Origin of the sequence: Methylobacterium sp. J-070 (assembly GCF_022829385.1) — a bacterium.
Lineage (GTDB): Bacteria > Pseudomonadota > Alphaproteobacteria > Rhizobiales > Beijerinckiaceae > Methylobacterium.
The window spans coordinates 1-17,720 of the sequence record NZ_JAKSXX010000218.1; the positions used below are offsets into that span (position 1 = coordinate 1).

Here is a 17,720-nt window from a genome sequence, read left to right on the forward strand (position 1 = left end):
GCCGAACCCGAGGACGAGAGCCGAGGGTTCAGCGCGATGAAGCGAGAGCAGACGAATACGGTGGTGCCCTTTCCGGCGCATGTCGCGGCCGCCGTGGCCGACGAAGACACCGCATCGATCATTGCCGTACTCCAGGAACAGCTGGCACTCGCCCGCGAAGGCCGGTTGCGGTCGGTGGCGGTCGTCTCCGTCTCCGCGGACGGGGAAGCGATCGGGACGCAATGGTCGTGCAAGGGTGCCGACATCAGCAGCCTCATCGGCAAGCTGACGGTGCTCACCCACGACCTGATGGCAGCGCGGAAGTAACGGTCGGCGTCAGCCTCGGTCCACCGGACCGAGGACGCGGACCCACGGCCTTCGCGCGGGCGACGCTTTGGTCCGCGCTGGATGACGCCCGGGAGTGTCGGGACCAGACCCGCACGCTTCTCCGCCTCGATCCGCGGCCGCGTCGATGGAGAGCAACCGCGTCCGCACCGGAAGACCCGCGATCCGCGCGACGCCACCCGAAGCCCTTCCGCTCAACAAGCTTCTCACCAATCAGCCCGCAGTCGTTCTGCAATGCAGAACCTCTGCGGCATCTTGTTTACCGCGTTCTCGTCTGTCATGCTTCGATCACGGACACGTTAAAACAGATCACGCCGGTCGCCTGCGTCCGCACAAGAGCCCGCAAGGGCCGCCAGACCGGCTGCGGAGGAAGCGTCATGTCACGGCCGATCTACCTCGCCATCGCGCTCGTCGTGTGCGGGGCCGCCCTCACGATCTTCACCGTCCTGCGGGCACCCCAGTCGAAGGAATTCGCCGGGTGGGACGTGGCCTTCATGAGCGGGATCGGCGCCGTCGCCCTGGGGTTCCTGACCACACTCGTCGAGGTGATCACCGGATAGCCTCCGGGCGACGATCGCCCGCCGGACCGCTCCGTCCAAACCAGGACGTCCGGCGCGGGGACCCGGCGCCGGCGACCGTTAATCGACCCTCTCGCTACGCTGAATAATGGCGCGATCTGCACCAAAAACTCATAATTCACATTCCAGCGCACTTACCGACAATTTGATGCATTTCGAAAACCCCGCCTGAAGGCGCGTGCCCGATCCTGGCTGCGCAGTTCCAAGAGGCGGCGATGTTCGAACGACGCAGCACCCCGCGCACGCGCCTGAATGAAGCCGGCAGCATCTCGGTCGACGAGCATCGCAGCCTGCCGTGCATCGTCTACGACCGATCGGCCGGCGGCATCCGCATCGCCCTCCCGGAGGCCGAGATCGTGCCGGAGCATTTCGTTCTCAGCATCGACGCGAGCAACGAGTTCCTCGTCTGCCGGGCGGTCTGGCGCAAGGCGGAGGAGATCGGAGCGACGACCGACCTGCCCGCAGCCGCGGGCTCGGACGGCCGGGCGTTCGCCTGCGCCTGAAGCCGCCCGACGCGGCGGTGACGGGCTGCGCCGGTCCGGCACGCCGGGTCTGCGGCACCTTCCCGCGGGTCAGCCGTTTCCCGTCGGGCGCCGACGCACGGCGCTGAGGCCAGCGCCACCGCGGGAACAGCCCATGCCGGATCCGAAGACGCCCGACGCGGACGACGGTCCCGATCTGCCCCAAGGCCTGCCGACGCCGCCGAACACCGGCGAGATGCCGCCTCCGCGACTCCCGCCCGCCCCTGAGGACGGTCCGGCGCCGCCGCAGGAAGAACCCCGTCCGGATCTCGACCCGGGGCCGAAGCGGTGACGCGGACGCGTCCCGTCCGGGCGGGCCGCGCCCTGCGTCGCCGTCCCGGTGCGCGGACAGCCAGGGCCTGGCGCGCGCTCGTGTGCGGGGGCTTGGCGGCCGGGATCGGATGGCCCGCCGGGATTGCGGCCGCCGAGCAGCCGCTCTCCATCGAGCGCCTCGGCGCGGACGGATGGGAGGTCGCCGGCTATGCCGGGACCCTCGACAATCGCTCGTCGCTGATCCTGTTCCGCAGAAAGGACAGGACCTACCTGATCCAGTGCTCGATCCTGTACGACGTGACGCGCAATCCGCGTGTGGTCACGAACTGCTATGAATTGCACTGAGGCGCGCCGAACCCGGCCGCGCCGGGTCCTCACTCCCAGTCGATGTTCAGCGACCGCTCGAAGGCGCTCGCCGACATCTCCTTTCCCTTCGGATCGGCGACCGTGATCTCGCGGAACCCGCGCCGGGCCAGTTCCCAGGTCTTCTCCATGGCCTGCTCGTCGGTCCCGCAGGCGAACGACATGACGCGCCCGGACGGATCGATCCCCTTGACGGTGAACACAACGCACTCCTCGCTCTCATCCCACATATAGCGCTGTCGCGGCGATCCCGCTCCTCCAGACCGTACGACGCGGGAGCCGGACTGTCCGTCGCGCGTTGACCGGTGGCAGGAAGGGCCCGGATGACGAACCCACGCGCGATCGAGCCACAGGAGCACGGCTCCGCACCGCTCGAACCGGAGCCCGGCGAGCCCGAGCCGGCCGGCGTCACCGGGTCGCCGTCGATCCCCGAAGAGGGTCCCGAAGTCGGCCTGTCGCAGAAGGGCAGCGGCGAGAAGGCCGTCGTCCGGCGCGAGACCGAGATCTGAGGGGTTCCGACCCGGAACGGCGACGATCGGCGCGGTCGGCGCGTGCCCCGAGCCGACCGCGCCATGCGGCTTACGAAGAAGGGGGTAGGGTGGACAATCTGCGTTTCGACGTCGCGCCTGCGACGGGCGCCCGCATCGGCAGAGACCGGCAGGCCAGGTCCGTCGCGTATCGAGCCCGTTCCATTGGACCGGGGCGGGGACGCGGATGATTTACACGGAGGTTGGTCGGCTCGCGGACGAGAGCCTGCGGCTGGGCCTGCGTCAGGCCGAGACCGCCGTCCTGCTCGGGGTAGCCATGCAGTGGGCCTGGCTGGAGATGTACCGCGGCGGCTACGACGCTGCGGCGGCCGCGCTGGAGGCCGGCCGGGATCAGCGGGCGCGGACGCGCCGGCTGATCCGCCGTGGGGTCGCCCCGGCGGCGGCGGCCCGGACCCTGCACGTCGTCTGACGCCCGAGGGGTGGGCGGCAAGCGTCTGGCCGTCGGGACGTGCCCGACGGAAGCGCCCGTTGCCGGATCCGCCACCGGCCCATCATGGCGGCGCGTTGAACCCGAAACTCTGCACCCTTCGCGATCGCCGGGCGATCGCGATCTGCTCCGTCGGGCCGGAGGGGAACGGGTGAGCTCCCGCAGCCTCCGGCGCCACGCTCAGCGCCGCGTCTCGGCGGAGGCTTGAACCATCCGGTGATCGATCGCCGAGACCGTGCTGCGGCGCGTGACCGGCGCGCTCACCGGCTGAGGCGTGGTCGTCAGTTCATCCATCGGATGGATCTGCCTGATGTCCCGGGCCTGCTCCCGGTAGAGCGGCGGCGTCAGGTGGAGGCGGTCGTCCGCGGCGGCGGACCCGCTCACGGCGGCCGAGGCAAACGCGGCCGACGCGAGGATGAGGATCGTGCGCATGGTGCGTCTCCGTTTCGATCACGAGCTGCAATCGACGCCCTATGACACCACGAATTTGTGCGCTGCGGTATGATCGTTGCGCAATGCAGCATATCGCAGGGCTGGAAAGGTACTGCAATGTTTGGAAGACCTCTCGGGCATTCCATACGGGCGACCATTGCATGAGCCATGCATTCGGCGCAGAGGCACAAAATTTCCACTTCCGGGTTTCAAATTTGAATTGATGCCGGACCAGATTTTATTTTCGGTCGTGGGCGCAGACGGGCGATTCTCGCCTCGCACGTTCGGGCGAGGACGGGCCTCGACGCGCGACACGAATCGGCAACATGTTCGCCAGATCCGCGTCACACGGGCACGCTAGAGATCTGCGACGCACCAAGCACCCGGAGCGAGAGATGACGCCCGCCGATCTCGACAAGCGCGCCGAACTGACCGTCTGGGCCCGGCGCTCCCCCGGCCGCTCCGCCGAGGGCCGGCCATTCGCGACCCTGCGCGAGGCGCTCGCCGCGGCCACGCAGGCGATCGAGGCCGAGGACGCGCAGCCCTGGATCATCACGGAAGCGGGGGACATCCTGTCGCCGCGCTGGATCCGGGCCAACACCCGCGGGCGCGCGCTGCAATAGGCGCGTCCGCGACGGGCCTCCGGACGCGGCCGGGCGCGGTCCCGGCGGGTCGGAGCGTTCAGCAGCCGATGCAGATGTCGTGCACGACGTGCTCGTGCTTCGGGCCGGTGCGCTGGTTCGGAAGCTGCCCGTCGACGGATCGGAACCCGCCGCCGAGCACCCGGGGCCGCCGGCGGCCGCCGGTGAGATCGGCCTGCGGCACGACCGGCACCGGTGGGACCGCCGCAGGCGGCGGCAAGGCTGGGGCTCCGTTCGCCATGCCGGGTTCGGGCAGCGTCAGGGCCATGCCGGGCATCGGCGGCGCCTGCGCGAACTCACCCGCTCGAGCCGACAGCGGGGCGGCGGCGAGGGCCGCGAGGATGAGCCGGCTCCGAGGACGCATCACGCATTCTCCTGGCTCTGGCGCCGGCGCGGGTCCGCGCCGGCGGCGTTCCGGTTCGCCCTTCAGTACGCTCGCCCAAAATAGGGCTGGGAGACCGGACGGTAGCGGTCGCTCACCGGCCAGGTGTAGGGCTGATCCTTGCCGGTGCGCAGGGCCGACCCGAACTTCGGCTCCGTGAAGCCGATCCCGTGCAGGCCCGAGGCGTGGCCGGCTCCCCGAGCCTTCGGACCCGCGTCGCGCGCCAGCGCCGCGCTCGAGATCCCCAGAGCGAGAACGGCCGCCACCGAGATGCGGCCCAGATTGACGTTCATCCCTGCCTCCTGTCCCGGCCGAGGTGCCGGCACTGAATGAACGGCAGCGCTTGTGCGCGGTTCCGCGCGGCCGCCGGTCAGAACGTGCCGCCACCGCCGAGACAGGCTTCGGCCGGGATCCCGCCGCAGACGTCGCCGGTCCGGGTCGTCGCAGCCCCTGCACCGCCGATGCCCGCACCGCCGGTCGCACCCCCGCCGGCCTGCGCCGTGGGCGTCGCCGCGACGAGGTCCCGGCCCGCGGTCGCGTTCGATCCGGCGGCGATCCCGGCGCCGCCCGACCCGGCGCCGCCTCCGGACGTCGTCCCCGACGTGGCGACGCTCGCGCCGGTGCCCTGATTCGCGGGGCCGAAGGCACCGGACGTGACGGACCCGGTTCCGCCCGTGCCCAGGCCGGTGCTGCTGGACCCGGACGCGGTCACGGCCGAGCCGAAGCTCCGACCGCCCGTCGTCGCGCCGCCCCCGAGGTTCAGCGCGCCGGACGGCGACAGCAGGGTGTTGCCCGACAGCGAGCTCTGTCCTCCGCCCGAGACGCCGAAGCCGATCCGTGTCCCGGCGGCGCCGATCGTGTTGCTGATCCCGCCCGATCCCGGCGGCGATCCGATGATCCCGGCCCCCCCGGTGGTCCCGGCCCCTCCGGTGGTCCCGGACCCCGAGGCGCCGAGCTGGCCCGCGCCGAGGCCGGTCCCGGTGGGCGCCCCGATCGAGCCGCCCCCGCCGCCGCCGCCCGCGAGGCTGAGCTGTCCGGCATTCACCAGGCCGCCGGTCTGCGCCGAGAGGGTGGGGAAGGGTCCGGTCGTCGAGCCGCCCCCGAGACTGAGCTGGCCCGGATTGGCGGTGGCCGTGAGCGGCTCCAGCGAGGCCGAATTCGGCACCGTCGCGGTGGCCGACAGGCTCTGGGCCGCGGCCGGGCCGGCGAGGGTGAGCAGCACGGTGGCGAGGATGACCCGCATGACGACCTCCGCAAGGGGCTTCAGGGGCCAACGAATCCGCGGCCGGGGCGGGTTCCGGTGGCGCGCTGTCGCGGGCCGCGGGGCCATGTCCGGCGGGGCGCGACGCCGATCCGGACGGCCGGCCTTCATCCTGCCGGAAAGGCGGTGTCGTGTCGGGCGGATCCGCTCCAATCTGCGATCGTGCCGTTGCCCGAATCCTTCGCCTCAGGCTTGCGCCATGCCGGCTGGCTCGCCGGCCTGCCGGCGCTCGCGCTGACCTGGGCGAGCGCGACCCTCTACGCCGCCCCGCGGATCGCCGACCGGATCGAGGCGGCGGGCGCGCCGGTGGCGGCGGGGACCGATACCGGCACCGGCGAGCCCTGGCTGCGGCTCGAGGCCCGGGGCCGCGATCTCCTGGCGGCCGGCGAGGCGCCGGATGCCGCTGCGCGAGCCGCCGCGCTCACCCGCCTCGCCGCCCTGGAGGGCCCCCGACGGATCGTCTCGGAGGTCGGCCTCGTCGAGACCGCCGCGCCGTTCGAGTGGACCGCGCGCCGCACGGGACCGGACCGGGTGACCCTGGAGGGCAGCCGCCCGGCGGAGATCGGCCGGCGGGCCCTGGAGGCGCGGGTCACCGGGGCGCTCGGCCCCGGCACCGCCCTCGACGACACCGCCCGGGCGGCCCGGGGGGCGCCCCCGGACTTCCCGAGTGCGGCGGCGTTCCTGGCGGCCCGGCTCTCCGGCCTCGCCAAGGGCGGCCGGGCCTCGCTCAGCGACACCGTGCTCAGCCTGTCGGGCGAGGCCGTGGACGTGCCCGCCTACGAGGCGCTCCGGGCCGCCCTGTCGGATCCGCCGGAGGGCTTCAGCGTCGGGCGGATCGAGATCCTGCCGCCCCTCGTTCCGCACTACCGGTTCGCCGTGGAGAAGACCGCCCGGGGGGTCGCGCTCGACGGGTTCGCGCCCTCCGCCCCCGACCTGGAGGCCGCCCGGCGCGCCGCCACCGAGGCCGCCGCCGGCGGGGCGGTGGACGACCGGCTGCTGCTGGGCCGCGGCCTCGACCCGGCGATCGATCCCAAGAGCCTGATCGCCTTCGCGTTCCGGCTCGCCGACCTGATCCAGACCGGCCACGTCGCCTTCGCGGACGGCGCCGTCTCGGTGACCGGGGACGCCATCGACGGGCAGGCCATCCCGGACGCGGAGGCGCTGATGCGCGACGCCCGGCCCGCCGGCGTGAAGGCCGGGCCGGTGGCGCTGACGGCGCGGCCGCTCTCGCCCTACCGGGTGACGCTCCGCCGGACCGCGGACGCGGTCACGCTCACCGGGCACGTGCCGGACGCACGCACCCGGGAGCGGGTGCTCGACGCCCTGAAGCCGCGCCTGTTCCGCGAGCCCGTGATCGACCGCACCCGCCTCGCCGAGGGGGCGCCCCCCGATCTCGGCGAGGCCCTCGTCGCCGCGGTCCCCCTGGTGACGGACCTTGCCGCCGGCGAGGTCGCGGTCTCCGACCGGGCCCTGACCCTGACCGGCGAGAGCCTCTACCGCGAGAGCGCCGCCCGCGCGCCCGACCGGCTGGCCGCGGCGCTGCCCCCGGGCTGGACCGGGCGGGCTTCGGTGTCGGCCCGCCAGCCGGCGGAGCGGCGCGACCCGGAGACCTGCCGGGCGGAGGTCGCCGCCATCCTGGCGCGGGCGAGCCTGCGCTTCCCGGCGGGCAGCACCGTGCTGGCGCCGGCCTTCTACCCCACGCTCGACGCGCTGGCCGCCCTGGCCAGGGCGTGCCCGTCGCTGCGCCTCGCGGTCTCGGGCCCGGCGGACCCGGCCAAGGCGTCCCCGACGCCGCCACCGCCGCCAGCCCCCGCGCCCGCCGCCGAACCCGCCCGGGTCGCCAGCGCGGCCAAGCCGGAGATGCCCGACAAGCCCGCGGCAACGTCTGGCAAGCCCGCGGCGACGCACGACAAGCCCGCGATGACGCCCGACACGCCCGCGGCGGGAACCGGCTCGGCCGGGAAGGCCGTCGCCGGAAAGGCCGCCCCCGCCAAAACGGACGCGGCCAAGACGGACGCGGCCAAGACGGAGCCGTCCAGGAAGGACGCCGCCCGGGCGGATGCGGGCGGCCGCGGCAAGGCGGCGAAGAAGCCCGCCGAGGCCGTTGAGGCGCCGCCGGAGGATCTGGCCCGGCTGCGCGCGCAGGCCGTGGTGGAGTATCTGCTGCAGGCCGGGGCCCGCCCGGATCAGGTCAGCGCCGGGCCGGACGGGCCGGCCGGGCCGGTCGCCTTCGCGCTGCTGCCGTGAGGGCCGGCCGTTCCGCAGCGCGCCCGCCCGCCGGGCCGCGCCCATCCGCGCGCCGTGGCCGCGCCCGCAGGGAGGCCGTGAGGCCGTGATGCTACTGCTCGACGGTTTCTGGCCGGGTCTCGCCGGGGCGGGGGCGCTCGGCCTCGTGATCGGGGGGCTCGCGGGCTGGCCGGACCGGTACGGCGTGCCCCTCGGCCTGTTCGTGCTGGCGGGGCTGCTGGCGGCGGCGGCCCTGGCCGAGGCCGTGCCGGGGGTGCCCGGCCTCTGGCTGGAGACGGCCGCGCTGATCCTGCCGCCCTACCTCGCCGGCTGCACGATCGGGGCGCTGGGGCGGCGGCTCGCCGCCAGGGGCTGAGCGCCCGGCCGGGGAGGGGGTTCGGCGACCGGTCCGGGAACCGGAGCGCGGCCTGCCGGCGTTGCCCCCGCATGCAGGGCCCGACGCCCACCCCGAACCGACGAGGCCGCCATGTCCCCGACCGATCGCACGCCCCGCCCGGCGGAACGCCGCGCCGCCCTCCGCCTGCCGCGCCCCCGGGCCGGCGCCGCCGCCACCGGCCTGTTCCTGGCCGCCCTCGCCCTCTCGGCCGCCACGATGCCGCTGACCGAACCCGCGGGCCCGGCCTCCGGCGCGGCGCAGGCGACCCCGGCCGGCCCGGCCCGCTGAGGACGACCGCGCGGATCGGCGGCGGGCCCCGCGGACCGAGGCAACCCGGACCCGCCCCGGATTGTTGTCCGCCCGGGCCTGGAGCGAGGCTCTGCGGGGAGGGGGCCATGGGACTTCTGGAATCGGCGATCGGCGGCGTGCTCGGTCAGGTGTTCGGCGGCCAGAGGCAGGGCTCCGGGGGGATGTCGCCCCTGGTGAAGGCCCTGCTGATGCTGCTGCTGGCCAAGGGCGCCAGCGGCGGCTTCGGCGACATCTTCGGGCGCGGCCGCCAGGGCGAGCCGGGGCCCGAGGCCGACCGCTCCGGCGGCGCCGGCCCCTACGGCCGCGATCCGGGCCAGCACCCCGCCGATGCCGGCGGGCGCGGCGACCCGGGCGACATCGGCGGCTTCGACCAGTCCGGCCAGCGCCGGGACACCGGCCCCGTGGATCCGTCCCTGCCGCCCGGCGATTTTTCGGACCTGTCCGGCATGCTCGACGGCCCGGGCCGGACCGGCGCCGCCCCGGCGCATCAGGACAGCTTCGGGCCGGGGGATGGAGAGGGCGATCTGGGCGGCCTCGACGGCCTGGTCGACCGCTTCCGCCAGGGGGGCCTCGGCGACGTGATCGACTCCTGGATCGGCCACGGCAGCAACCGCCCGGTGGCTCCGGCCCAGCTCGCCCAGGCGCTCGGCCCCGACACCCTCGACACCCTCCAGAGCCAGACCGGGATGGACCGCGAGACGCTTCTGTCCCAGTTGGCTCAGGCGCTGCCGGAGGTGGTGCACACGCTCACCCCGCAGGGGCGGGTGCCGGGGGCGGAGGAGCGGCGGGGGTGGTAAGAACCGTCGCCGCGCGGCCCTGCGCTCACAGGTGACGCGCGGTACGCCGCAAAAGATTAGTGCCTGTAGAGCGATTGATCTTGTATTATCGGTTAAATACCGATCTTTACTCGTGAAGAACGGAGTTTTCGCATCCTGAGGCGCTGCGCCACGGCCTCGAAGAGGGCCTTCCGGTAGTCCCGAGACGCCTGGAGGCCCCTTTAGGAAAGCGTCAGCCTTTTGCTGTCGCACCATCGATCCCAGATCACGGGACCCCATACGGCATCGCGTATCAGGGCCGCCAGGGATAGGCAGTCAGGAAGCGCATCTCGGTGGCGCTCGTCGCCTCCCAGACGCTGCGCAAGGAGATGTCGCGGCCATCTGGTGCCGTCATGAGTCCCTCGAATACGCGACGCAAGAGGCCGATGGGGCGGACTACGGCACGTCCCGGCCAGTGGTCGCGCGCGTGTTTCACCAGATCCGCGGCGAGCCGTTGTGGCTCCGCCGCCGTATAGCCGAATCCAAGCAGATACCTGGCCTTGGATGCACCGTCCGTGTGCGATGGGTTTAGCAGGTAGCTGTGACGATCTTGGGCCATTCGACGGTCCATATGATCGCTTCGCCGTCCTCGGTCACACCGGGGCGCGCTCGACCAATCGGATGTCCTTCGGTCGTACGGTCGCCAGGGCGCCGACCGGGGTCGGAAACTCGACGACGTAGGCCTCACCGCCGCGATAGACGCTGATGATCGTGCCTTCCGTCCCGGCCGCCAGCACATCGCCGTCGTCGCTGATGGCAGCAGCCGTCAGCGCTACCCGATCCAGATCTTGAAGATCCGCTCGTGGCTCTACCTGTCGAAACTGGTAGGCAAATTCCAACCTCATGGCATCATGATAGGCGTGCCACGGGATTACGCAACCGGGACGCCCAGAGTCGAGCAAAAGACGATCAGACCGTCTTGCCCGATCATGCCTTCACGCGCTGAAGATCTTCCCGGCTATCGATCGACCCGCCGCATCACCAAACTGGCATTCGTCCCACCGAATCCAAAAGAATTCGACAGCACCACGTCCACCTGCTTGCGCTTGGCCTCGAAGGGCACGAGGTCGATCTTGGTCTCGACGGAGGGGTTGTCGAGGTTGAGCGTCGGCGGGATCACGCCGTCGCGCAGGACGAGGATCGAGAAGATCGCCTCGACCGAGCCGGCGGCGCCGAGCAGGTGGCCGACCGAGCTCTTGGTCGACGACATGGTGGCCTGGGCGGCGGCATCGCCCAGGAGGCGCTCCACGGCCTTCAGCTCCAGCTCGTCGCCCATGGGCGTCGAGGTGCCGTGGGCGTTGATGTAGCCGATCTCGGCCGGGGAGATGCCGGCGCGCTTCACCGCGGCGCTCATGCAGCGGAAGGCGCCGTCGCCGTCCGGGGACGGGGAGGTGATGTGGTAGGCGTCGCCCGAGAGGCCGTAGCCGACCACCTCGGCGTAGATCTTCGCGCCGCGCGCCTTGGCGTGCTCGTACTCCTCCAGCACGACGATGCCGGCACCCTCGCCCATGAGGAAGCCGTCGCGGTCGCGGTCGTACGGGCGGGAGGCCTTCTCGGGGGTGTCGTTGAACCCGGTGGTCAGCGCCCGGCAGGCGGAGAAGCCGGCGATCGACAGGCGGTTGACCGGCGATTCGGCCCCGCCCGCCACCATCACGTCGGCGTCGCCCAGCGCCACAAGGCGGCTCGCGTCGCCGATGGCGTGGGCGCCGGTGGAGCAGGCCGTGACCACGGCGTTGTTCGGGCCCTTGAGGCCGTGGGCGATCGAGACCTGTCCGGAGGCGAGGTTGATGATCCGGCCCGGGATGAAGAACGGCGAGATCCGGCGGGGGCCCTTCTCGTGCAGGGTCACGGAGGCGTCGTAGATGCCGCCGATGCCGCCGATGCCGGAGCCGATCAGCACGCCGGTGGCGCACTGGTCCTCGTGGCTCTTCGGGTGCCAGCCGGCATCCTTCAGGGCCTCGTCGGCCGCCGCCATGGCGTAGACGATGAACGGATCGACCTTGCGCTGCTCCTTGGGCTCCATCACCGCGTCGGGGTTGAAGGTGCCGTCGGTGCCGTCGCCGAAGGGGACCTGCGCGGCGACCCGGCAGGGCAGGTCGGCGGATTCGAAGCCGCGGATCGGGCCGGCGCCGCTGTCGCCCGCGATCAGCCGGCTCCAGGTGTGCTCGACCCCGCTGCCCAGCGGCGTGACCATCCCCAGACCCGTGACCACCACCCGCCGCATAGCACTCGTCCCGTCTTGAAGCGCGTTCCCGCCGCCCACCGGCGCCGGACCCCAGGCCGTCTCTGAGGCCGTCTCTGGGGCCCCGTGGGGGCCGGCGCGCATCGTCTACAACCGCCGAAGGCGGATTCGGTCCCAGGGGGACCGATCACGCCTGCGAGCCTCAAACGCATAACGGCGCGGGGGCTGTTCCGCCTCGCCCGCGCCGCGTGAATCGAAAGGTCCCGGCGCCTCAGGCGGCGGAGTTCTTCTCCAGGAACTTCACGGCGTCGCCGACCGTCTGGATCGTCTCGGCCGCGTCGTCCGGGATCTCGACGTTGAACTCCTCCTCGAAGGCCATCACCAGCTCGACCGTGTCGAGGCTGTCGGCACCGAGGTCGTCGATGAAGTTGGCGCTCTCGACCACCTTCTCGGGCTCGACGCCCAGGTGCTCGACGACGATCTTCTTCACGCGCTCAGCGATATCGCTCATCGGTCTTCCGTCCTCGTCCTTTTGGTCTGTCAAACGTCTCGGGGTGGTGCCGTGGCCGCGTCGCGCCCCTGCGGGCTTGTTGACGGGCCGGTGACCGATCGCGCGTGCTTCGAGGTGAACCGGCGAGGCGAACCGTGATGCCCCCGCCGGGAGGCCTTGGACTGAAAACCCGCTGAACCGTCAACCCCCTGTGCGGCTGCGGGGGGTTGGTAGCACAGGGCTCCCGCCCTGGCGAGGGGCCGTTCAGAAACCCTTCATGGGTGTGGCACTTGCGTGTCGTCGGGCCGATTCGCGCCCGGCCGAGACCAGTATACGCGGTCTAGTACATCGCCATGCCGCCGTTCACGTGCAGCGTGTGGCCGGTGACGTAGCCGGCCTCCGCAGAGGCGAGGTAGAGGCAGGCCGCCGCCACCTCGGCGCCCTCGCCGAGGCGCCCGGCCGGCACCCGGGCCAGGATGGTCTCCCGCTGCTTCTCGTTCAGCGCGTCGGTCATGGGCGAGCGGATGAAGCCCGGCGCCACGCAGTTGACCGTGATCCCGCGCGAGGCGACCTCGGCGGCGAGCGCCTTGGTCAGGCCCACGAGCCCGGCCTTGGCGGCGGCGTAGTTGCCCTGGCCCGGATTGCCGGTGTTGCCGACCACCGAGCCGATGTTGACGATCCGCCCGAAGCGGCGGCGCATCATGCCCCGCACGGCGGCCCGCGACAGGCGGAAGGCCGCGGTGAGGTTGACCGAGAGCACCTGCTCCCACTCCTCGTCCTTCATCCGCATGAACAGGTTGTCCCGGGTGATCCCGGCATTGTTCACCAGGATGTCCAGGGGGCCGATCGCCGCCTCGGCGGCCGGCACGAGGCCCTCCACGGAGGTCGCGTCGGCGAGGTCCGCCGCCACGGGGCTCGCGCGGTCGCCGAGTTCGGCCGCCAGCGCCTCCAGGGCCTCCGGGCGCGTGCCCGAGAGCGCCACGGTGGCTCCCTGGGCGTGAAGCCCCCGGGCGATCGCCCGGCCGAGGCCGCCGGTGGCGCCGGTGACGAGGGCCTTGCGGCCGGAGAGATCGAACATGCGAAGATCCTCTGCAGTCAGAGCGCGAAGGCGGCGACGTCCGCGGGCGTGCCGATCGCGGTCGCCGACGCCTCCGGCGCGATGCGTTTGACGAGGCCGGTGAGCACCTTGCCGGCGCCGAGTTCGTAGAACCGGTCGACGCCCGCGGCCGCCATGGCGGCGACGCTCTCGCGCCAGCGCACCGTCCCGGTGACCTGCGCGACCAGGGCGCTGCGGATCGCCTCCGGGTCGGCGACCGGGGCCGCCAGGACGTTGGCGTAGAGCGCGACGCGCGGCGCCGTCAGTTCGACGGCGGCGAGCGCCCGGGCCATGGCCTCGGCGGCGGGGGCCATCAGGCGGCAGTGGAACGGCGCCGAGACGTTGAGCATCACGGCGCGCTTGATCCCGCGGGCGGTGGCGATGCCGATCGCCCGCTCCACCGCCGGCCGGTCGCCCGAGAGCACCACCTGGCCGCCGCCGTTGTCGTTGGCGACGTCGCAGACCGCGCCGCCGGATTCCTGCACGGCCGCCTCGGCCACCGACCGGGCGGTGTCGAGGTCGGTGCCGATCAGCGCCGCCATGGCGCCGGCGCCGGGAGCGACCGCCTCCTGCATCGCCGCGCCGCGCAGGTGCAGCAGCCGGGCGGCGTCGGCGACCGACAGGCTGCCGGCGGCCGCGAGCGCCGCGTATTCGCCGAGCGAATGCCCGGCCACGCAGGCCACGTCGCGGGTCAAGTCGAGGCCGCGCTCGGCCTCCAGCACGCGCAGGGCCGCGAGGCTCGCCGCCATCAGGGCCGGCTGGGCGTTGGTGGTGAGGGTCAGCTCCTCGGCCGGCCCCTCGAACATCAGCCGCGACAGGTTCCGGCCCAGGGCGGAATCGACCTCGTCGAGCACGGAGCGGGCCTGCGGGAACGCCTCGGCGAGCCCCTTGGCCATGCCGACGGCCTGGCTGCCCTGGCCGGGAAAGATGAGTGCGCGCATGTCCCGACGGCGGCGCCTCGACGCCGCCCCTCTCGACCTGTTGCGAAGGAACGGGGCCGAGTCGCACCGGTGACGGCGGGTGTCAACGATGCGGCGCACAATCCGTCGCGGGCCGTCGCGGGGCCGCTTCGCGCGGCGGCGCCCGGCACGGAAGCGCCGGGCAGGATCGCGCCCGGGGCCGATTGACAGGGCGCGGGCCCGGAGTCCGAGTCGGGCGGATCAACCCGAGTCGGGCGCGACGCGGACCCGGTCGATGCAGTCGAGCGCGGCCCGTCCTCCCCGGAACCCGCCACCGAGGCGGTGATGGAGGCGGCGGGGGCGACGGCCGCGTTCCTGCCCTCCGGCGACGGCGGCGCGGGACGCAGGCTCTGGGACGACCTCAGGCATTTCACCGCGATCAACGACACGATGCAGATCTCCCTCGCCTTCGTCAGCGCCGACGCCTTCGCGGCGTTGCCCGCCGAACGGCAACGACAGGTGCTCGAAGCGGCCCGCGAGACCGAGCGCGATCAGGTCGCGCTGCTTCAGGGCCGGACCGAGGGGAACTCCGGCGCGGTGACGGCGCAACCCGCTCTGCTTGTTGCACAACGGCATTCCGTGTAAGGATGCGGCCACACCCGACATCACCCGTCGCTCAAGTTGAGGAGCCGCCCCGCATGGCGCGCGTCACCGTCGAAGATTGCATCGAGAAGGTCGAGAACCGGTTCGAGCTGGTGCTGCTGGCGAGCCACCGGGCGCGCCTGCTCGCCGCCGGCGCCCCCCTCACCATCGACCGCGACCGCGACAAGAACCCGGTCGTGGCCCTGCGCGAGATCGGCGACGAGACGATCACCGCCGACGACCTCAAGGAACAGCTGATCCACTCGATGCAGAAATACGTCGAGGTCGATGAGCCGGAGGCCGAGACCGTGCCGCTGCTGTCGAGCTCGCCGGCCGCCGCCGCGGTGGCGCCGCAATCCTCCAGCGACGACGCGGCGGTCCAGTTCGACCGCATGAGCGAAGAAGATCTGCTGCGCGGCCTCGAGAACCTCGCCCCGCCGGTCGAGACCGACGACGAGGGCGAGTGAGCCCGGCCGCGTGGGTCTCGACACGCACGAGCTGAGTGAATCCGGACCCGGCGGAGACGCCGGGTTCTCTCGTTCCGAGCCCGCGGCGGCCTCCCCGCCAGGGGGGGCTGGCGCGGACGCCGCCGTTGCGGAACAATCGCGCGTGATCCGGACACCGCGCGCCCCCCAGGACCCGACCCCGTCCCGGCGGATGATGCGCCAGTACGAACTCGTCGAGCGGGTCAAGCGCTACAATCCGGCCACCGACGAGGCGCTGCTGAACCGCGCCTACGTGTACGCCATGCGGGCGCACGGCACGCAGAAGCGCGCCTCGGGCGACCCGTTCTTCGCCCACCCGCTCGAAGTGGCCGCGATCCTCACGGACCTCCACCTCGACGACGCCACCATCGTGGCCGCGGTCCTGCACGACACCGTGGAGGACACCGAGGCGACGTTGGAGGAGATCCGCCGGCTGTTTGGGCCGGAGATCGGCGCGCTGGTCGACGGGCTGACCAAGCTCAAGCGCCTCGACCTCGTCTCCAAGCAGGCGGCGCAGGGCGAGAACTTTCGCAAGCTGCTGCTCGCGGTGGCGGCGGACGTGCGGGTGCTGCTGGTCAAGCTCGCCGACCGCCTGCACAACATGCGCACGCTCCACCACATGCGCGACGACAAGCGCCGCCGCATCGCGCAGGAGACGCTGGACATCTACGCGCCGCTCGCCGGCCGCATGGGCATGCAGGAGCTGCGCGAGGAGCTGGAGGACCTGGCCTTCCGCAACATCGAGCCGGAGGTCTACGCCACCATCACCCAGCGGCTGGAGCGGCTCACCGCCAAGTCCGAGAGCGTGGTCGAGACCATAGCGCAGGTGCTGACGGAGAAGCTCGGCGCCCAGGGCATCACCGCCGAGGTCAGCGGGCGGCAGAAGCGGCCGTTCTCGATCTGGTCGAAGATGGAGCGCAAGTCGGTCGCCTTCGAGCAGCTCTCCGACATCTTCGGCTTCCGCGTGGTGGTCGACTCCGTGCAGGCCTGCTACGCCGCGCTCGGCATCGTCCATACCAGCTGGCCGATGGTCCCGGGCCGGTACAAGGACTACATCTCGACCCCGAAGCAGAACGATTACCGCTCGATCCACACCACGGTGATCGGGCCGAGGAGCCAGCGCGTCGAGCTGCAGATCCGCACCCGCGCCATGGACGACATCGCCGAATACGGCATCGCCGCCCACGCCCACTACAAGGACCTCGGCGCCGACCTCGCCAAGGAACCGGTGCGCGAGGGCAGCGTGCATCCGCGCCTGGCCGCCGAGAGCGGCGCCTATCAATGGCTGCGCCGGACCATCGAGCTCCTGGCCGAGGGCGACAGCCCGGAGGAGTTCCTCGAGCACACCAAGCTGGAGCTGTTCCAGGACCAGGTGTTCTGCTTCACCCCGAAGGGCCGGCTGATCGCCCTGCCGCGGGGCGCGACGCCGATCGACTTCGCCTACGCGGTCCACACCGACGTCGGCAACACCGCGGTGGGCGCCAAGATCAACGGCCGGATGGCGCCGCTCCTGCACGAACTCGCCAACGGCGACGAGGTCGAGATCAGCCGCTCGGACGGCGCCTCGCCCCCGGCGGCCTGGGAATCCCTCGTGGTGACCGGCAAGGCCCGGGCGGCGATCCGGCGGGCCACCCGGACCGCCGTGCGCCGGCAATATGCCGGCCTCGGCCGCCAGATCCTCGACCGGGCGTTCGAGCGCGCCGCCAAGACCTTCTCGGAGGACAAGCTGCGCGGGGCCCTGCCGCGTCTCGCCCGGGCCAGCACCGAGGACGTGTTCGCCGCGGTCGGGCGCGGCGAGATGTTCTCCGGCGACGTCGTCCGCGCCGTCTATCCGGACCATCGCGACGAGCGCCGGCCCTCCGCCTCGCAGGGCGCTGCCGGGGGCGCCGGCCGCCTCGTCCGCTCCGCCGACCAGACGATGCGCCTGACCTTCCCGGGCGCCGAAGGCGGGGCGGATGAGAACCGCAGCGACGCGATCCCGATCCGGGGCCTCGCGGGCGACCTGCCGGTGACCTTCGCGCCGAACGGCGGAGCGGTCCCGGGGGACCGGATCGTCGGCATCCTGACCCCTGGGGTCGGCGTCACCGTGTACCCGATCCAGTCGGCGGCGCTCGCCGCCTTCGACAACGAGCCGGAGCGCTGGCTCGACGTCCGCTGGGACACGGAGGGGCTCGGCGGCGAGCGCTTCCCCGCCCGGCTGGCGCTCAAGTCGATCAACGAACCCGGGGTCTTCGCCCAGATCGCCCAGGTGATCGCCGACCACGACGGCAACATCGACAACATCTCGATGAAGCGGCGCACCCAGGACTTCACCGACATCACCATCGACCTCTCGGTCTGGGACATCCAGCATCTCAACGCGATCATCGCGGAGCTGCGCGGCAAGCGCCCGGTCAACAGCGTGGAGCGGGTGAACGGCTGAGCCCGGC

25 protein-coding genes are annotated in these 17,720 nt (G+C 72.5%); 14 read left to right on the top strand and 11 right to left on the bottom strand.

The window, feature by feature from the left end; translation table 11 throughout:
* The first annotated feature begins 36 nt into the window (after positions 1 to 36).
* The 4 genes from MKL01_RS23115 to MKL01_RS23130 all read left to right on the top strand — a co-directional run bounded on the left by MKL01_RS23115 (position 37) and on the right by MKL01_RS23130 (position 2,041).
* Positions 37 to 306 (top strand): hypothetical protein, encoded by a 270-nt coding sequence (locus tag MKL01_RS23115; RefSeq protein WP_243907559.1) that lies wholly within the window; start codon positions 37 to 39, stop codon positions 304 to 306.
* Between the two features lie 395 nt (positions 307 to 701).
* The gene (locus tag MKL01_RS23120) at positions 702 to 884 is read left to right on the top strand and encodes a hypothetical protein (protein ID WP_243907518.1); all 183 of its coding nucleotides are present in this window, start codon (positions 702 to 704) and stop codon (positions 882 to 884) included.
* A 233-nt stretch (positions 885 to 1,117) separates the two neighbouring features.
* On the top strand, positions 1,118 to 1,405 hold the full coding sequence (locus MKL01_RS23125) for a PilZ domain-containing protein (RefSeq protein WP_243907519.1): 288 nt from the start codon (positions 1,118 to 1,120) through the stop codon (positions 1,403 to 1,405).
* A gap of 306 nt (positions 1,406 to 1,711) precedes the next feature.
* Entirely contained in the window at positions 1,712 to 2,041 is a 330-nt protein-coding gene (locus tag MKL01_RS23130; RefSeq protein ID WP_243907520.1) for a hypothetical protein, read from the top strand.
* A 29-nt stretch (positions 2,042 to 2,070) separates the two neighbouring features.
* On the opposite strand, the gene MKL01_RS23135 is transcribed toward MKL01_RS23130, so the two are convergent.
* Positions 2,071 to 2,289, bottom strand: coding sequence for a hypothetical protein (locus tag MKL01_RS23135; protein WP_409566309.1), 219 nt, complete (start codon positions 2,287 to 2,289; stop codon positions 2,071 to 2,073).
* A gap of 93 nt (positions 2,290 to 2,382) precedes the next feature.
* Between MKL01_RS23135 and MKL01_RS23140 the strand changes: the two genes are divergently transcribed.
* Entirely contained in the window at positions 2,383 to 2,568 is a 186-nt protein-coding gene (locus tag MKL01_RS23140; protein ID WP_243907522.1) for a hypothetical protein, read from the top strand.
* A 205-nt stretch (positions 2,569 to 2,773) separates the two neighbouring features.
* Entirely contained in the window at positions 2,774 to 3,016 is a 243-nt protein-coding gene (locus MKL01_RS23145) for a hypothetical protein (RefSeq protein ID WP_243907523.1), read from the top strand.
* 198 nt (positions 3,017 to 3,214) lie between these two features.
* On the opposite strand, the gene MKL01_RS23150 is transcribed toward MKL01_RS23145, so the two are convergent.
* Positions 3,215 to 3,466 (bottom strand): hypothetical protein, encoded by a 252-nt coding sequence (locus MKL01_RS23150; RefSeq protein ID WP_243907524.1) that lies wholly within the window; start codon positions 3,464 to 3,466, stop codon positions 3,215 to 3,217.
* A gap of 395 nt (positions 3,467 to 3,861) precedes the next feature.
* On the opposite strand from MKL01_RS23150, the gene MKL01_RS23155 reads away from it, so the two are divergent.
* Complete coding sequence (locus MKL01_RS23155) at positions 3,862 to 4,089, top strand: hypothetical protein (protein WP_243907525.1); 228 nt, start codon at positions 3,862 to 3,864, stop codon at positions 4,087 to 4,089.
* A 58-nt stretch (positions 4,090 to 4,147) separates the two neighbouring features.
* Here the strand turns inward: MKL01_RS23155 and MKL01_RS23160 are convergent, their stop codons facing one another.
* From MKL01_RS23160 to MKL01_RS35810, 3 genes are all read right to left on the bottom strand, one after another.
* The gene (locus tag MKL01_RS23160) at positions 4,148 to 4,471 is read right to left on the bottom strand and encodes a hypothetical protein (protein WP_243907526.1); all 324 of its coding nucleotides are present in this window, start codon (positions 4,469 to 4,471) and stop codon (positions 4,148 to 4,150) included.
* Between the two features lie 62 nt (positions 4,472 to 4,533).
* Positions 4,534 to 4,782, bottom strand: coding sequence for a hypothetical protein (locus MKL01_RS23165; RefSeq protein ID WP_243907527.1), 249 nt, complete (start codon positions 4,780 to 4,782; stop codon positions 4,534 to 4,536).
* 77 nt (positions 4,783 to 4,859) lie between these two features.
* Entirely contained in the window at positions 4,860 to 5,732 is an 873-nt protein-coding gene (locus MKL01_RS35810; protein ID WP_279604825.1) for a hypothetical protein, read from the bottom strand.
* A gap of 186 nt (positions 5,733 to 5,918) precedes the next feature.
* Between MKL01_RS35810 and MKL01_RS35815 the strand changes: the two genes are divergently transcribed.
* From MKL01_RS35815 to MKL01_RS23190, 4 genes are all read left to right on the top strand, one after another.
* Positions 5,919 to 7,997: a hypothetical protein gene (locus MKL01_RS35815; RefSeq protein ID WP_279604826.1), complete on the top strand. Its 2,079-nt coding sequence runs from the start codon at positions 5,919 to 5,921 to the stop codon at positions 7,995 to 7,997.
* 88 nt (positions 7,998 to 8,085) lie between these two features.
* Positions 8,086 to 8,352 (top strand): hypothetical protein, encoded by a 267-nt coding sequence (locus tag MKL01_RS23180; protein ID WP_279604827.1) that lies wholly within the window; start codon positions 8,086 to 8,088, stop codon positions 8,350 to 8,352.
* Between the two features lie 111 nt (positions 8,353 to 8,463).
* Positions 8,464 to 8,661 (top strand): hypothetical protein, encoded by a 198-nt coding sequence (locus MKL01_RS23185; protein WP_243907529.1) that lies wholly within the window; start codon positions 8,464 to 8,466, stop codon positions 8,659 to 8,661.
* A gap of 107 nt (positions 8,662 to 8,768) precedes the next feature.
* Complete coding sequence (locus tag MKL01_RS23190) at positions 8,769 to 9,479, top strand: YidB family protein (protein WP_243907530.1); 711 nt, start codon at positions 8,769 to 8,771, stop codon at positions 9,477 to 9,479.
* A gap of 271 nt (positions 9,480 to 9,750) precedes the next feature.
* Here MKL01_RS23190 and MKL01_RS36270 read toward each other — a convergent pair whose 3' ends face one another.
* The 6 genes from MKL01_RS36270 to fabD form a co-directional block, all read right to left on the bottom strand.
* A complete protein-coding gene (locus tag MKL01_RS36270; protein ID WP_409566310.1) occupies positions 9,751 to 10,068 on the bottom strand; it encodes a DUF6883 domain-containing protein in 318 nt (105 codons plus the stop codon).
* 22 nt (positions 10,069 to 10,090) lie between these two features.
* Entirely contained in the window at positions 10,091 to 10,342 is a 252-nt protein-coding gene (locus MKL01_RS23195; protein ID WP_243907531.1) for a DUF4926 domain-containing protein, read from the bottom strand.
* A gap of 113 nt (positions 10,343 to 10,455) precedes the next feature.
* The gene (gene fabF, locus MKL01_RS23200; RefSeq protein ID WP_243907532.1) at positions 10,456 to 11,721 is read right to left on the bottom strand and encodes a beta-ketoacyl-ACP synthase II; all 1,266 of its coding nucleotides are present in this window, start codon (positions 11,719 to 11,721) and stop codon (positions 10,456 to 10,458) included.
* A gap of 229 nt (positions 11,722 to 11,950) precedes the next feature.
* A complete protein-coding gene (locus MKL01_RS23205) occupies positions 11,951 to 12,190 on the bottom strand; it encodes an acyl carrier protein (RefSeq protein ID WP_007559070.1) in 240 nt (79 codons plus the stop codon).
* A 319-nt stretch (positions 12,191 to 12,509) separates the two neighbouring features.
* A complete protein-coding gene (gene fabG / locus MKL01_RS23210) occupies positions 12,510 to 13,247 on the bottom strand; it encodes a 3-oxoacyl-[acyl-carrier-protein] reductase (RefSeq protein WP_243907533.1) in 738 nt (245 codons plus the stop codon).
* A 17-nt stretch (positions 13,248 to 13,264) separates the two neighbouring features.
* Entirely contained in the window at positions 13,265 to 14,206 is a 942-nt protein-coding gene (gene fabD, locus MKL01_RS23215; RefSeq protein ID WP_243907534.1) for an ACP S-malonyltransferase, read from the bottom strand.
* A gap of 303 nt (positions 14,207 to 14,509) precedes the next feature.
* Here fabD and MKL01_RS23220 point away from each other — a divergent pair, with 303 nt between their 5' ends.
* The 3 genes from MKL01_RS23220 (at position 14,510) to MKL01_RS23230 (ending at position 17,713) form a co-directional block, all read left to right on the top strand.
* Complete coding sequence (locus MKL01_RS23220; RefSeq protein ID WP_243907535.1) at positions 14,510 to 14,809, top strand: hypothetical protein; 300 nt, start codon at positions 14,510 to 14,512, stop codon at positions 14,807 to 14,809.
* Positions 14,810 to 14,862: 53 nt separating this feature from the next.
* Positions 14,863 to 15,273, top strand: a complete 411-nt coding sequence (gene rpoZ, locus MKL01_RS23225) for a DNA-directed RNA polymerase subunit omega (protein WP_010685409.1) — start codon at positions 14,863 to 14,865, stop codon at positions 15,271 to 15,273.
* A gap of 190 nt (positions 15,274 to 15,463) precedes the next feature.
* Positions 15,464 to 17,713 carry a RelA/SpoT family protein gene (locus tag MKL01_RS23230; RefSeq protein WP_243907560.1) on the top strand — a complete coding sequence of 750 codons (2,250 nt, stop codon included), beginning with the start codon at positions 15,464 to 15,466 and terminating at the stop codon, positions 17,711 to 17,713.
* Positions 17,714 to 17,720: the final 7 nt, after the last annotated feature.